The 14,067-nt window shown below is 61.2% G+C and carries 15 protein-coding genes; 11 read left to right on the top strand and 4 right to left on the bottom strand.

Annotated elements, in window-relative coordinates:
* The first annotated feature begins 16 nt into the window (after window positions 1-16).
* The gene (locus tag BPNPMPFG_RS42730) at window positions 17-472 is read left to right on the top strand and encodes an OmpA family protein (RefSeq protein WP_258599315.1); all 456 of its coding nucleotides are present in this window, start codon (window positions 17-19) and stop codon (window positions 470-472) included.
* On the top strand, window positions 429-1,223 hold the full coding sequence (locus BPNPMPFG_RS42725; RefSeq protein WP_258599314.1) for a tetratricopeptide repeat protein: 795 nt from the start codon (window positions 429-431) through the stop codon (window positions 1,221-1,223). Before BPNPMPFG_RS42730 ends, BPNPMPFG_RS42725 begins: the two co-directional genes overlap by 44 nt.
* A 280-nt stretch (window positions 1,224-1,503) precedes the next feature.
* Here BPNPMPFG_RS42725 and BPNPMPFG_RS42720 read toward each other — a convergent pair whose 3' ends face one another.
* Window positions 1,504-1,806: a hypothetical protein gene (locus BPNPMPFG_RS42720; protein WP_258599313.1), complete on the bottom strand. Its 303-nt coding sequence runs from the start codon at window positions 1,804-1,806 to the stop codon at window positions 1,504-1,506.
* Window positions 1,807-2,090: 284 nt separating this feature from the next.
* Here BPNPMPFG_RS42720 and BPNPMPFG_RS42715 point away from each other — a divergent pair, with 284 nt between their 5' ends.
* The 4 genes from BPNPMPFG_RS42715 (at window position 2,091) to BPNPMPFG_RS42700 (ending at window position 4,076) form a co-directional block, all read left to right on the top strand.
* Window positions 2,091-2,453: a hypothetical protein gene (locus BPNPMPFG_RS42715; protein ID WP_258599312.1), complete on the top strand. Its 363-nt coding sequence runs from the start codon at window positions 2,091-2,093 to the stop codon at window positions 2,451-2,453.
* A 12-nt stretch (window positions 2,454-2,465) separates the two neighbouring features.
* Complete coding sequence (locus BPNPMPFG_RS42710; RefSeq protein WP_258599311.1) at window positions 2,466-2,786, top strand: hypothetical protein; 321 nt, start codon at window positions 2,466-2,468, stop codon at window positions 2,784-2,786.
* 235 nt (window positions 2,787-3,021) lie between these two features.
* Window positions 3,022-3,504 (top strand): Ros/MucR family transcriptional regulator, encoded by a 483-nt coding sequence (locus tag BPNPMPFG_RS42705; RefSeq protein ID WP_258599310.1) that lies wholly within the window; start codon window positions 3,022-3,024, stop codon window positions 3,502-3,504.
* Window positions 3,505-3,575: 71 nt separating this feature from the next.
* Window positions 3,576-4,076 (top strand): peptide deformylase, encoded by a 501-nt coding sequence (locus BPNPMPFG_RS42700; RefSeq protein ID WP_258599309.1) that lies wholly within the window; start codon window positions 3,576-3,578, stop codon window positions 4,074-4,076.
* A gap of 74 nt (window positions 4,077-4,150) precedes the next feature.
* Here the strand turns inward: BPNPMPFG_RS42700 and BPNPMPFG_RS42695 are convergent, their stop codons facing one another.
* A complete protein-coding gene (locus BPNPMPFG_RS42695; RefSeq protein WP_319946069.1) occupies window positions 4,151-5,188 on the bottom strand; it encodes an FAD-binding oxidoreductase in 1,038 nt (345 codons plus the stop codon).
* 124 nt (window positions 5,189-5,312) lie between these two features.
* Entirely contained in the window at window positions 5,313-5,618 is a 306-nt protein-coding gene (locus BPNPMPFG_RS42690) for a hypothetical protein (protein ID WP_258599308.1), read from the bottom strand.
* A gap of 75 nt (window positions 5,619-5,693) precedes the next feature.
* Between BPNPMPFG_RS42690 and BPNPMPFG_RS42685 the strand changes: the two genes are divergently transcribed.
* The 3 genes from BPNPMPFG_RS42685 to BPNPMPFG_RS42675 all read left to right on the top strand — a co-directional run bounded on the left by BPNPMPFG_RS42685 (window position 5,694) and on the right by BPNPMPFG_RS42675 (window position 10,030).
* Entirely contained in the window at window positions 5,694-8,789 is a 3,096-nt protein-coding gene (locus tag BPNPMPFG_RS42685; RefSeq protein WP_258599307.1) for an ATP-binding protein, read from the top strand.
* A gap of 35 nt (window positions 8,790-8,824) precedes the next feature.
* Window positions 8,825-9,073, top strand: a complete 249-nt coding sequence (locus BPNPMPFG_RS42680) for a DUF4242 domain-containing protein (RefSeq protein ID WP_258599306.1) — start codon at window positions 8,825-8,827, stop codon at window positions 9,071-9,073.
* Between the two features lie 123 nt (window positions 9,074-9,196).
* Complete coding sequence (locus tag BPNPMPFG_RS42675; protein WP_258599305.1) at window positions 9,197-10,030, top strand: sulfurtransferase; 834 nt, start codon at window positions 9,197-9,199, stop codon at window positions 10,028-10,030.
* A 647-nt stretch (window positions 10,031-10,677) separates the two neighbouring features.
* Here the strand turns inward: BPNPMPFG_RS42675 and panD are convergent.
* Window positions 10,678-11,106: an aspartate 1-decarboxylase gene (panD, locus tag BPNPMPFG_RS42670; protein ID WP_258599550.1), complete on the bottom strand. Its 429-nt coding sequence runs from the start codon at window positions 11,104-11,106 to the stop codon at window positions 10,678-10,680.
* A 71-nt stretch (window positions 11,107-11,177) separates the two neighbouring features.
* Between panD and BPNPMPFG_RS42665 the strand changes: the two genes are divergently transcribed.
* Both BPNPMPFG_RS42665 and BPNPMPFG_RS42660 read left to right on the top strand, forming a co-directional pair.
* Window positions 11,178-12,419 carry a DUF2252 family protein gene (locus BPNPMPFG_RS42665; RefSeq protein WP_258599548.1) on the top strand — a complete coding sequence of 414 codons (1,242 nt, stop codon included), beginning with the start codon at window positions 11,178-11,180 and terminating at the stop codon, window positions 12,417-12,419.
* Between the two features lie 68 nt (window positions 12,420-12,487).
* Window positions 12,488-13,567 carry an IS630 family transposase gene (locus BPNPMPFG_RS42660; protein ID WP_258590135.1) on the top strand — a complete coding sequence of 360 codons (1,080 nt, stop codon included), beginning with the start codon at window positions 12,488-12,490 and terminating at the stop codon, window positions 13,565-13,567.
* The last annotated feature ends 500 nt before the right edge of the window (window positions 13,568-14,067 follow it).

Raw genomic sequence — 14,067 nt, 5'->3', positions numbered from 1 at the left:
AAAACAGGAGTCTGACATGAACCTCAGTTGCTTTGTTCGCCATCTCGCCTTTATTGTCCTGCTGGGAAGCACATCTGCTTTCGCCCAAACAAATCCGCCTTCGACCACGACGCCGGAAGGCTCGAAACCACAAAGTGGTGGACCGGCCCCATTGGTCATCCATTTCGGCATCGGCAGCAGCACAATTCTTCCCAAGGACAGAGCAGTCCTCGATCAAGCGTCTCGCGCCTTCAACGAGGGCAAGCCGCAAGTCATGATCGTTACGGGCTGTGCCGATCGTGTCGGAGCACCAGCGCGGAACCTCTCGCTTTCTCAGCGCAGGGCGACAGCTGTGCTGAAAGCTTTGCTCGATCGCGGACTTCCGGTCGACCGGTTCCAGGTCCTGGCGAAAGGCGAAACAGAACTCGCAGTTCCGACCGAAGAGGGTATTGCTGAAGCTGAAAACCGTCGTGTCGAGATCACCTGGCGCTAACGCCGTGCGCCGCTTCGCGACCGCGGCCAGTCTACTGCTCGCGTTTGCACAGTCGGCAACGTCGGCTAGCGCCGAGGATCCGAGTGCTTTGTTTCGCGAGGCGCTGCGACAAGACTTGATGGGCGGGTCGACAGATGCTCGGCTCGCCTTCGACATGTACCGCCGTGCTGCAGAAGCCGGTTTGCCCGAAGCACAATTCAATGTTGCCATCATGCTTGACAGCGGCCGCGGCGTGTCCCCGGATGTGGCGCAAGCCGCCACATGGTACGCGCGTGCGGCCTCTCATGGCATTCGAAGAGCGGCATATAATCTCGGCCAGCTTTACGAGGCAGGGCAGGGCGTTCCGCAAAACGTCGATCTCGCCCGTGCGTGGTTCAAAGCATCCGATCTCCCGGCTGCGCGCGCGCGCCTGACTGCCATTCGCTCTGGTGGCGCAAAGGCCGCGACGCTCTCCGCTCCAATACTCATCGCGCCTGCAGAGGGCGAGCTGATTGGCTCCGGCACAAATAGTGTCGAGCTCGTGTGGACGGCACCCCAGGAACCAGAGGGGGTGCGCTTCTTCGTGGAGTTGCGCGCACTTGTGCCATCTGGTTCAAGGGAAATCTATTCCGGCTTTGTCGATATTTCGAGCCTGAACGTGGCTCTCTCAAGTCTTAAGGGAGCCTTCGCATGGCGCGTGTTCGCCGTTGCACGAAGGGGTGGCCGCTACGCTGCCAGCGATTGGTCCTATCTGCACACCGCTGCCAACTGATGGTCTCATTTACGCCGGCCGACTTCGCCAACACCTTCATCGTTCGTGGCCCGCCATCCTGCTTCGCGCTCTGCGCTTCACAGGATCGGCTCTCTGCTAAAGACTGTTCGATCTGAGATCGAAACGAAGCTCGGCGACGGTGACCTGGAGGAGCTGGTGGTCGAAATGTCGGCCTCACGAGGTCTACCTGTCCTTTTTGATCCACGTCCGACCTAGATTGCCGGGCCGAGGAAGCCTGGAGAAGTTCTGCTCGGTGCTTCCTCTCAATTGATGACGCTCATCAGTCCCAGACGTCGAGTAGCGGTTTCGTGCGCGTCCATGCTTTCGTCCAACTATCGATCGCCGCAACATCGACTGTGACGAGCCCGCCAAGCCGTACGGTGACGCGGCCAGCCTCGTCGTCGACGTGCGTGACCTCTCCGGTAAGATGAAGCTTGTCGCCGACCTTGGCTCCGCGCGGCGCTTCGATCGAACAGGGGAAATCGTAGGATGGAATACTGACGCGGAGCCGGCCACTGTCCAGCTGCTTGATGACAGTGACGGTGAGCCTCACGTCGTCGCCGATGTCTATCTCTCGTGCCATACTATGAGATTGGTTCGGCCGCCACGGTCGTCAAGGGGCGCCCAACGACCACCAGACGTGATCGACCCAATCCACGCGCGTCAGCCCTCCCGGGTTTACCCAGTCAGCGCAGGGCGCGGGCCTCATTTTTCTCCCGACGCGGAACGAAATGCGCTTGCCTGAATTGTAGCGGGTGACTGGATCCCTCCAAACTTCTGGTCAGTGGAAAGTTCGTCGTCCCCGCGCCGGACGGCGGGCTTTTCTGCATTGGGGAACCATACAGACCGCTGAGCCGTTTGAGGTCGATGGAAAAGCAGCGCATCCGGGATGAGAAATTCAATCGCACCGACACGGAAGCGAAGCGGGTAATCGTTACGGAAGCGCAAGCTCGGGCAGCCAAAACAGCCGCGCTCAAAGCACTCCGACTTCAACGCGAGGCGACAGAGCAACAGTTGGATGCCAAACCAAAACGGACGCTTCGCAAAACGACAATGATCAGAGCGGAGCTGCCTTGCTGTTCGGGTGGTAACAGCCATCTGACCCGGCGTGCGGGGACATGCCCTGTCGGGTCGACGGGAAATTCACCTACGCGGGCGGATATATCTTCGGACAAAATGCAATCCATACCGGTTGTCGAAAAATCAGACGCGCTGCAATATCGCCTGTAAGGTTCTAACCCCATGATCGCAGCCATCGGCGAAGACCTTTACGAAGCCGCGTTCATTCCGGAAAAATGGCCGGAGGTTCTGCGCCGGGGGGATGCCGCGGGTTCTTTACCCACGACAGCAGGATTTTCTTTGAACGCTTTTGTCGCGACCAAACACAAGTTGGCGATCGGTTCCCATCCCAGAACCTTCCAAACTTCGCCAGCGGCTGCGGTGGGAACCACGATGGTGTGGGCATCAAATGCTGTACGCCAAGGCCACGATCTAACGCTCAAGGGCGCGATTACGCCTTGTCATTGTGCAGTGCAGCAACAACATGCTGCTGTGCGTTGCTGATAGGTCCGTGCGCATTTACGCCGACTACGAAGGACCCTGACATGCGATCGATTTCCGACACGATCTAGCGTTCAATGCCGACAGCGGGAGCCTTGCATGCGCGCCGACGTGAACAGCGTCGATGCCTCCTGGGCTCCTCGGCGGCTATTTCCGGTCTTGTGCAAACGGTATGCTTTCCTGTAGCGAGGTCACAGGCGGGCTACAGACAATGAGAACAGTTGAGGGAATGGCCCAAATGCCTGAAGATCTTACAGAGTCCGGCGCGGATTTGCTGGCGATGACTGCGGACATCGTTTCCGCATATGTGAGCAACAACCCGCTTCCAGTGTCGGAGCTCTCTCGCGTAATCGCCGATACCTATGCTGCGGTCAGCAAGCTGCAGGCTGCACCTCAAGCCCAACCGGAAGAGAAGTCCGCACCAGCGGTACCGATCAAGAAATCGGTGACACCCGACTTCATCATCTGCCTAGAAGACGGAAAGAAGTTCAAATCGCTCAAGCGACATATCGGCACCCACTACAACCTGTCGCCAGATGCGTACCGCGCGAAGTGGGGCCTGCCCGCCGATTATCCCATGGTTGCCGCGACCTACTCCGCTGCACGGTCGCAAATGGCTCGGGCAATAGGTCTGGGAAGAAAGGCCGCCGCACCTGAACCCGAGACATCGCCACCGCCGGCACCAGCGAAGCGCCGCAAGATCGGCGTTAAGACAACCTGACGTCCAGGACGGTCGCTGAATATCGATGGTTCGTCAGAAACGGCAGTGACCGCAAGGATATGGAGTGACGTGTGACGGTTCGGCCGATCGTGAGATTTCCCGACCGTCGCCTTCGCGCGGTGGCCGAACCCGTATCGGTCTTCGACGAGGATTTGCGCCGCCTCGCCATTGACCTCGCAGCGACGATGCACGCAGCGCCTGGCATCGGCATCACCGCCCCGCATATCGGCATTTTGAAGCGCCTGGTAGTGATCCAGGTGCCGCCAGCGGCGGAAGCTCGGACCTATGTCAATCCAGTGATCATCTGGGCATCAGACGACATGATCCGCAATGCGGAGGGTAGTGTCTCGATGCCGGGCGTCACGGAGGACGTCGAGCGACATGCCCGTGTGCGAATCCGCTGTCAGGACTTGGATGGAACCGAACAGATCGAGGAGGCTGATGGCCTGCTGGCCGTCTGTCACCAACATGAGATCGATCAACTCGACGGACTCTTCTGGATACAGAGGCTCTCGCGCCTGAAGAGGGATCGGCTGATCAAACGGTACGAGAAGCTTCTACCCATCCTGTAGCCTGCTTTGCCCGCATGGTCGCCGCCGGGTTCTGCGTATCGGCCCAGGTCGAGGACGATCAAGTTTCGAGTCAGCTACAGATCCTTCGGATCGATCGACCAGTTTGCAACCTCGCGGTCGATCTCACGCCATTGCGTGAGGTGCATCGCCGAGATTGGCGAGGGGATTTTTTCGGTGGCGGCAATATGGGCTTCGATCGCCGCATCGGGGAGGTCTTTCGCGAAGTCGCCCTTCCAGTACCATTGCAGGCCAGTCGGATAGAGCGCGTCGAACATCGTCTGGACGGTGGGGTAGGGCAACGGCCCGGCCCAGTCGATGATCGGCTTAGGCAGCGCGCCGCGAAGGGCATTCACGGCCTTCTCGGCGTACGCCGACGGGCCATTGTGGCAGATCATCAGCACGCACATCTTCTTGTTCCAGTGCTCGCGCGGGAACGGATCGCCGGGCGGCACCAGTTGCAGCCCGAGAAAGGCGTAGAAATTGTCGGGCGCGGTCTTCTCGAACTCACTGTACCAGCGCATGATTTCTCGCGCTTGGCCGAGTTCCCAGATGATCGGCCCGCCATAGACCATCTTGGCCGGATGCGCCTTGAAGAGAAAACTCGTGACCACGCCGAAATTGCCGCCGCCGCTGCGCGGCGCCCAGAGCAGATCCGCGTTGTCGGTTTCGCTCGCCGTGACGAAATTGCCGTCGGCGAGCACCACGTCGGCTTCGAGCAGGTTGTCGGCGGCGAGCCCGTACTGGCGGCTGAGATAGCCGTGGTCGCCCGAGAGCGTCAACCCGGCAACCCCGGTGGTCGAGATGATGCCGAAGGGTACTGCGAGGCCGAAAGCGTGCGTGGCGTGGTCCACTTCGCCGGTCACGCACCCCGCACCAACCCTGACCGCGCCAGCATTCGGGTCGACACGCACGCCGCGCATCTGCGACATGTCGATGATCAGACCGTCGTCGACGCTGCCGAGACCCGGGCCATTGTGGCCGCCGCCGCGGATGGCGATAGGCAGCTGGTTGGCGCGGCCAAAATTAACCGCAGTAATGACGTCGGCCACATCGGCGCATCGGGCGATGAGTAGCGGCCGCTTGTCGATCATGCCGTTGTAAAGTTTCCGCACGCCGCATCGTAGTCCGGGTGCTCGCGGCCGATGAGCGCGCCCCGGAGCGCCTGCCCGAACTGCATGATCGTTTCGCTATGCATGGTATTCCTCCTTGGTGGGTGCTTTGGAACCGACAGTCGGGCTACAGCACGCGCCTGATCGTCCATCGGGACGTGCCGGAGACCACGTAGGGCTCGAGGTCCTTGCTCCATTGTTTGTGGGCTTCGATGCCGCCGAGCTTGACCCTGGCCCGTTCGAGTTCGACGAGGCTCTCGACTTCCCAGTCGTGTTCGACGGTGGCCTCAAGGGCGCCGATAGCTCCGGTCAGCATCCGCCCGCTGAGGAGGCCAACCTGCAGCGCGATGTCCTGTGTCCATTTCAGCACAGCGTCGATGACGTTTTGCTTGTGTCCAAAACGAGCGTCGATCTGCCAGCGCGCGATCAGCATGCTGAATGTCCTTCTGGTTTGTGGCGATATGGCCTAGATTGGCGTGGTTTCGTTGGAATGATGGTTGGAGTGAGCGTGGAAACGCGAAAACCTCGGACCCGACCGCGAAAAGCCGAGCGCGATCTCTCGATCCGCCTGCTCGGCGAAATCCGGGTACAGCAGACTGGAGCGGCGATCCCGCTGCCCGCGTCGAAGCGCACCCGTGCGCTGCTCGGCTACTTGGTTGCCACGGCTGCGCCGCATTCACGCCAAGCGCTTTGCGACCTGCTATGGGACGGGCCTGACGATCCGCGCGCCTCGCTGCGCTGGAGCCTCACAAAATTGCGTCCGCAGCTGAACGAGGACGGTTTCGACCATTTGACGGCCGACCGGGAACACGTCACGTTTGTGTCTGGCGACGCCCAGATCGATGTGCAAATCCTCGGCCGACTGCTGCGGGGCGACCCGCAAGCGGCCGGACTGGATGATCTGGAAAAGGCCGCAGCGCTGCTGCAGGGGGAATTTCTCGACGGGCTCGATCTGCCCTCGTGCTATCGGTTTCATCACTGGTGCCTTGCCGAACGCGAGCGCTGGGACGCACTGCGGCGCCAGGTGTTGTCGATCCTGGTCGAGCGACTCGCCGACAACCCCGAACGCGCTTTGCCCTATGTTCGAGCCATGGTCGCCGCCGACCCGCTCTCCGAGAATTCGCATAGCCGGCTCGTCAAGCTGCTGGCCACGCTTGGGCGTCGCAAGGACGCCGATGCGCACTACCAATATGCGCGGGGCATGTTGCGCCGTGAGCTGGCCGCGCCACTGCTCGGCGAGCTCAAGCCGCCTGCGCCGCAGCACGGGCAGCCGCCGTCCTCCAGTGCGCGGACCGGACCGGACGGACGCGACTCGAACATGCCTCCGCCCAAGATCACCGGGCTCATCGGTCGCTTCGCCGAACGGCAGATCGGTACCGCCTCGATCGACGCGCTGCTGCAAAGCAAGGCGCCGGGAGCGTTGCTGTTCCTCGGCGAGCCGGGCATCGGCAAGTCGAGGCTGCTTGACTTCGTGGCTGGGGAGGCGGCCCGAAAAGGCGCCCGGGTCATTGCCGCGCGCTGCTTCGAGGCGGAGGCGGTGCGCCCGTATGGCAGCTGGATCGATGCGCTCGGCTCTATAATCGAGGACGTCACCGATCCGGCCGCACAACGCCTTCTCTCGCCATTTGGCGAGGATGGCGACCTGCCGGCGGACGATGGGGGCGGTCGGACTCGCCTATTTGCCACGGTTGCGGACCTCATCAGCGCCGAAGCCGTCCGGTGCCCCATTGTCCTCATCTTCGACGATCTGCAATGGATTGATGAGGGGTCGTCCTCATTGCTGCATTATGTCCTGCGAGCGACCCGCATGGTGGGCCGCGTGCTCTTCATCGGTGCGGCGCGCGCCGACGAGATCGAGGACAACCCCTGGTGCAAGCGGACGGTGAGCGCCCTCGCGCATGACGGCGCGCTGCAGCGCGTCCAGCTCCCGCCGCTCAGCGAAGAAGAGGCGGCCCAATTTTTTTCTGCCAAAGCCAGTGAGGATGAAGTCCGAACGGCAGTTCGAGAAAGTGGCGGCAATCCGTTGTTCCTAGTCGAACTCGCCAACGCCGGCCGGCCGGCTGCCGGACGCGACCTGGAGGCGATGATCGCCGATCGTATCGGGAGGCTGGATGCGCCAGAGCGCGATCTCATCGTCTTTGCTTCGGCGACGGCAAGGGATTTCAAGCCCGAACTGCTCGGCGCCGCCATGGACCTTCCCGAGCTTCAGCTGATCGAGCGGATCGATCGCCTGGAACGTCGCGGTCTCCTCAAGCCCGGCACTGAGGGACGCTTCGATTTCTCTCACGATTTGATCCGACAAACGACGTATCGCAGTCTGTCCCAGCCGCACCGCCGGCTGATCCATCGCCAGATTGCGCGGGCGCTGGGGAGCGCTGCGCGGCGTGACCAGACGCTGGCGGGCGAGCTGGTCTATCATGCCGGCGCTGCCGGCGATCATATGCTGGCCGTCGAAGCGTCGATTGCGGCGGGGGAGCATTGCCTGCGGCTCTTTGCCAATGCGGCGGCCGTCGACGCCGCCGACCGCGGCCTGGGGCATCTGGCGCAACTCGGCCTCGGCGCCGATCGCGCCCATGCCCAAATCGCGCTGCTCAAAGTGAAGGTATTCGCCGGCACCAGTCCCGGCCTCAGGCCAAAACCTGAACTACTCGGCGAAATCAGGCGCGCCGTCGAAACGGCCGAATTCATGGGCCTGCGCGACGACGCGGTGCTCGGCTGGCACATGATCTCGTGGTGGACACAGCGCTCGAACGACACGCTCGCGGCGCAGCAGGCAATATTGCGGGCCGAAGAGATCAGCCGGCGTACCGACGAACTGATGCGCTGCCAGCAATTGGCCAATACCGGCCGCTGCCTGCTCGAAGTCGAAGGCGATGTGAGGCTGGCGCGTAATTTCGTCGACGAAGCCGGCCGGCTTGCCGCGGCCCTCGATCAAAGCCTGGTCGAGGTCGAATGGGGTCGCGCCCTGCTCTCGCGCTGGGACGGCGATGTTGCCGCCGCCGGCGAATTGATGCGCCGCGCCGTCGCGCTGGCGCATCTCTATGAGGATCGCTGGCGTGAGATCGAATGCCTGGTTTGGGTCGCCAAACTCGCCATCGAGAGCAGCACCCATCAGGAAACACTTGCGGTCTGTGGCGAGATCGATCGCGTTGCGGCACAGAGCGGGGACGGCCCAGCGCCGGTGGCGACGGCCTTGCGAGCGCTATCCGGGCTGCTGAAAGGCGGCGACGCCGGAGAGGTCAAGCTGGGGCCCGCACTTGCTGCCCTGCGTAGCTTCGACGACAAGGCGCTGTTGTCCTACGTGCTCAACCAGACGGCCGAATGCCATCTTGCGCACAGCCGGCTCGGGCCGGCGCGTCTCGCGGCGAGCGAGGCGCTTGCCATGGCACAGATCGTGAAACGGACGACTGAGATTGTCGTGGCGAAGTCCATTCTCGTCCGTATCGCGGTGCAGGAAGGCGAGACGATCCCTGACCTGTCGAGCTTCCAGCCGATGACCGAGTCCGCCGACGCGCCGCAGTGGAGCAGCCGCGCCCGGACCGCGTTCAAGCAAGCGCAAGATTTCCTCGTCATTCCAACGCCGGTTCAAACGGGGACCGGCTAGCTTCAGCAGGTTCAGTTCGCAAGGAGAACTCGGTCATGCCGTACTTTGTCGTCGAGCGCAGCTTTGCTCAGCCTTACTCGGACGCGGACCTCAATGCCGACCTTGTCCGCGAGAAGCCGTGCCTCGAGATGTACGGGGTTACCTGGAGCCGCAGTGTGCTTGCGGCTGACCGGCTCCGGATGATCTGCGAATATGACGCTCCAGATGCCGAGAGCGTACGCAAGGCCCAGCGTCAGGCCGGCAAGGCATTCGAACGGGTTTGGCCCGGTAACGTGCTGCAGTAGGTCGGCTACCGCCGCTCACCAAGCATAACGGATCACATCCTGGTCCAGCGTACATGGACGCAGGCAGCGTTCGCTTTGTCCAAAATTCAAACGCTCTCATCGGCACCATAACGGAGATGAAAGATGGAAAAGATGGAATCGATTAGGAACGCGCCAGATGTGCGCATCGATGCCGCCTGGATCGCCGCGCGCCTCGAAGACCCGCTGGTACGAATTGTGGAGATAGACGTCAGCGCGGCGGCTTACAGCGGCGGACATATTCCCGGCGGCGTCCTGTGGAATGCCTATGCCGACCTGCGGCATCCGGGCTATCGCCCGATCGACACAGCCCAGATGCAGGACTTGCTTTGCCGGTCGGGCATCAGCGTTGAGACGACGGTTGTGGTCTATGGCTACGCGGCGCATCTCGGCTATTGGCTGCTGAAGTCGCTGGGACATGAGCGCGTCAGGCTGCTTGACGGGTCACGTGAGCAGTGGCGAGCCGCCGGATATGATTGGTCCACCGCCGTTCCGATCCCTCAACGTTCGCAATATCCGCTCTCCGACCAACGCTTATTTTGTCTATCCGAGGATGACGTCCAACTGGCGCTTGGCCGACCCGGGCCGCTGCTCCTCGATACGCGCTCGAATGCCGAATATGTCGGCGAACGCTTCTGGCCGTCGGGCGCTCCACAGCCCGCCGGGCGGGCCGGACACATCCCCGGCGCCGTCCATCTTCCCATCGAGCTGCTGCGCACGAGCGAGGGTCATTTCAGAAGCATCGACGAGATGCGACAGGTGTTGGCGGAACGCGACTTCACCCCGGAAGCCGAGATCGTCACCTACTGCACGATCGGCAATCGGGCAGCCCAGGCCTGGTTCGCGCTGCACCAGCTCCTAGGCTATCACAGAGTCAAAGTCTATTACGGCTCATGGGCCGAATGGGGAATGACCGCCGACACGCCGATCGAAACCTGACGTTTGACATGGCTGACGAGTGAACTTGAGCCCATACCTTCCACGATGCCCGTTTCTGGCGGCGCAATGTTTCCCTTCAGCGACTGGCGGTTGGCCATGTCGCGGGTGTTCAGTCGGTCCATCAAGAAGCTGCAGAGGCGCGAAATCTCCGCCGCGTCGAGGGGGCAGGGAAGGGCGCATGTCTTGCTCCGAAAATGCCCTTGCGTGAATTTTCTTTCTATCACCCGTCGCGCGGCGGTCGGGCTGGCGAGAAAGAAATTCTCAAGCCCCTCATTTCAGAGAGAATTTAGATTAAAGCGTGACACAACGTGGTCCAGCATGGCCGATGGGTATTGAGCGGGATCGTTGTGGATCAAAACACTTTGACTATAATATGCATATATATCATATACTTGTTCGCCTATCTTAGAGAGCTGGGGCCGTTAGCTGGGGTGTGTAACGAGTGACCACTTGTGATCTTTCACGCTTGGGAATGGTCGCATTTGCTCAGTACCCTGACGTCCCGATCAACTACGGATTCCGAACACCCATCCTACTCGATAGCTGCTTCGGAACGGTTGAACCGCTTTCTCCGGGAGAGACGCCACTTCCGGCGCCGTATGATGAGCAGACTGCGTCCAGCTTCGGACGATCCAGAAAACGTGGCGTCACGCCCCGGACACCAGGACAGGAATAGCCAACGCCGCGTTCGCCTCGTCAAGGATCGAGAAACTGTATCGCCCACCTGCGTCGAGATCGACTGAGTAACTCAGGCGGTCGGCGATGTGGTTGTCCTGGTCGAAAGTGACAATCCGCGGCTTCAGCGAGGTGATCTGCGTTTCCTCCAGGTAGATGGAGTTGCAGACGATGATCTGGTCTCCAGGCTGGCAAGTGCGGGCTGCCGCTCCATTGAGGATACAGCATCGTGAACCACGCTCGCCGAGAATGACATAGGTCGATATCCGCGCACCGGAATTCTTGTTCCATATCTGCACGAATTCCATGGGCAAGATCCCGGCTGCTTCGCAGTGGTCAGGGTCCAGCGTTATCGAACCATGGTAGTTGAGGTTCGCTTTGGTCACGAAGATGCCGTGCAGCTTGCCGGCGTGGTGGTCGGCAAAATCACCGCGCGACCGTTGGCTGGCGCGGTCGGCGCGGCAGGCACTCTATTCTTGCTCGTCGGTTTCTGGCATGTTTGGCCTCTTTTACGGCGCTTTCGCAACGCGGATGCAAGCTGATGAGTGTCAAGGATCGCGCTTCTTTTCTGGACTCTCTGCGAAACCTCAAGATGGCTCGGTCTCCGCAAGCTTACATACGCGGCACCACTGAGCTGTTTTATGAATGGCTCGACAGACGTTCATCGTCGATCCCCGATGGCCCCGCCGTCTGGATCTGTGGAGACTGCCACCTGGGCAACCTGGGCGCCTTGGCGGATCGCGACGGCGATGTCGCTGTTCAGATTAGGGACTTTGATCAGACTGTCATAGGCAACCCTGCGCACGATCTCATCCGCTTGGGACTTTCGCTCGCCTCGGCTGCACGGGACTCCGACCTGCCTGGCGTTACCACTGCGAGGACGCTCGAAGCGCTTGTTGCCGGATACGGGGCCGCAACTGTTGAAAGCGAGGCAAGCACACCGCACCTGCGCCAACCCAAGGATATCAGAAAGCTCCTGAAGCATTCCGTGCGCAGGCGGTGGCGAAACCTTGCCATGGAAAACTTTCAAACGAAACGCCCGGTGCTACCTCGCGATAGACGATTCTGGCCGTTGCACAGGAAGGAGCGTTCTGCGGTTCTGTCGCTTTGCAAGGAGACGGAACTCCAGGAGATCGTACTAGGATTCGAGAAGGCGAGGCCGGACAATTGGAAGGTCCTCGATGCCGCCTACTGGATCAAGGGCTGCAGCTCGCTTGGCCGCCTCCGTTGTGCGGCCCTGGTCCGAGACGGCAAGCATGGTCCGGTTTCGTTGCTGGATATCAAGGAGGCCGCATCCGCCACAGCTCCGTCGGCTTCTGGAGCAAGAATGCCGCGAGACTACGCTGAGCGGGTGATAACGGGTGCGAAGGCGCTGTCGCCCAATCTCGGCGACCGCGCGGTGGCAACCAGAATGATGAACAAGGCTGTCTTCATCCGCGAAATCACCCCGCAGGACATGAAGATCGAGATCGATCGTCTTGCTGGAGATGAGATCCAGGCTATGGCACGCTATCTGGGCGGCGTGGTGGGACACGCTCACGGTCGGCAGATGGATGGTCAAGAATGGCGATCGTGGACTGCCGAACTTGGCCGCGCGCGTAAGGAAAAGCCAGATGCTCCGTCGTGGCTTTGGTCGAGCGTGGTCGAACTTCTCTCCATCCACGACGAGGCTTATCTCGAGCATTGCCGGAAATTTGCATTGGCACACCACTAGTGGTTTCCGCCTGACATAAGAGTCCGGATCGGGATCCCCTTTTGGCTGAGCGCGTGCGAGTCTGCGGTATGCGCACAGGAATATCTCTCACCGTCTCGCCTTCTGACCATCGGCGTTTGGTTGCCCTGGTCAAAGATCGTAACAGCCCGCAGAAGCATGTGTGGCGCGCCGAGATCGTGCTGTTGAGCGCCACCGGCGCCGGCACGATCGAAATCATGGGGCGGACCGGCAAATCCAAGACCTGCGTGTGGCGCTGGCAGGAGCGCTTCGCCACGGAAGGCTTCGAGGGGCTGCTGCGCGACAAGACGCGTCCCTCGCGCATTGCGCCGCTCGGGCCTGAGATCGCTGAGCGCGTCGTGGCGCTGGCGCTCGACGACCCGCCAGGGGAAACGACGCACTGGACCGCCGACATGATGGCCAGGGCCGCCGGCATCAGCGCCAGCGCGGTGCGCCGCATCTGGAAGGCGCACGGGCTGCAGCCAAACCGCTGGCGGCAGTTCAAGCTCTCCAACGATCCGAAATTCATCGACAAGTTGCGCGACGTCGTCGGCCTCTATGTCGATCCGCCGGCCCACGCCATCGTGCTGTCGGTCGACGAGAAGAGCCAGATCCAGGCACTGGACCGCACCCAGCCCGGCCTGCCCATGAAGAAGGGAAGGCTCGGCACCATGACGCACGATTATAAGCGGCACGGCACCACCACGCTGTTTGCCGCTCTCAACGTGCTCGACGGCGCCGTCATCGGCCGCAACATGCAGCGTCACCGCCACCAGGAGTTCATCCGCTTCCTCAACGCCATCGACACCGAGGCGCCGGCCGGCAAGGCGGTCCATGTCATCCTCGACAACTACGCCGCTCACAAGCACCCCAAGGTGCGTGCCTGGCTCGACCGCCATCAGCGCTTCACCTTCCACTTCACGCCGACCTCATGCTCGTGGCTCAATGCCGTCGAGGGCTTCTTCGCCAAACTCTCCACGCGTCGTCTCAAGCGAGGCGTCTTCCACTCCGTCGTCGACCTCCAGGCGGCAATCAACCGCTTCGTGGCAGAGCACAACCAGCAACCCAAACCCTTCACTTGGACCGCCGATCCCGACAAAATCATTGCTGCCGTCAAACGTGGGCACCAAGTGTTAGATTCCATCCACTAGCGCGTCATTTCAGCCGCCTGCGGCAGTTGTGTTTTCGAGGGCAGCGAAGCAGTGCGCAGTAACTCGCAGTCGATGAGTGGCCAATCGCCATCCAGCATTGACGACAATATCCGGCGCGCGCCAATGGCGGGCAAATTTATAGCCGACGAAAAGCCTTTACCACCGTCGAGTGATTCATGGACACACCGTCTACTCACTTGATATTGGAGGCGACGGCCATCTCTTTTACCGATGCTTGTTCTCCTGAGATCTATTTCGAAAAGCGAAGCCGGTATTCCCGAGCTGATGCGTCCCGTTTTCAACATCCTATGGAATGCCTTCGGATTGCTGGCGCGACATGTACGACGGCCAAGGCATATGGCGTGGAGCGACTGCTCGCATGAGCTCGATCTGCTCGGCCCCTGCGCCTGACAATCGAAGGCCAACGACCTAATATATGTCGGAGATTCCAGGAACTATACAGTGCCGTCCACGTTCAATTCAGGGCGGCACATTGCGGG

It is taken from the genome of Mesorhizobium sp. AR07, assembly GCF_024746815.1.
In the GTDB taxonomy this organism is placed as follows: Bacteria; Pseudomonadota; Alphaproteobacteria; order Rhizobiales; family Rhizobiaceae; genus Mesorhizobium.
This window is presented reverse-complemented; position numbering and strand designations above follow the sequence as displayed.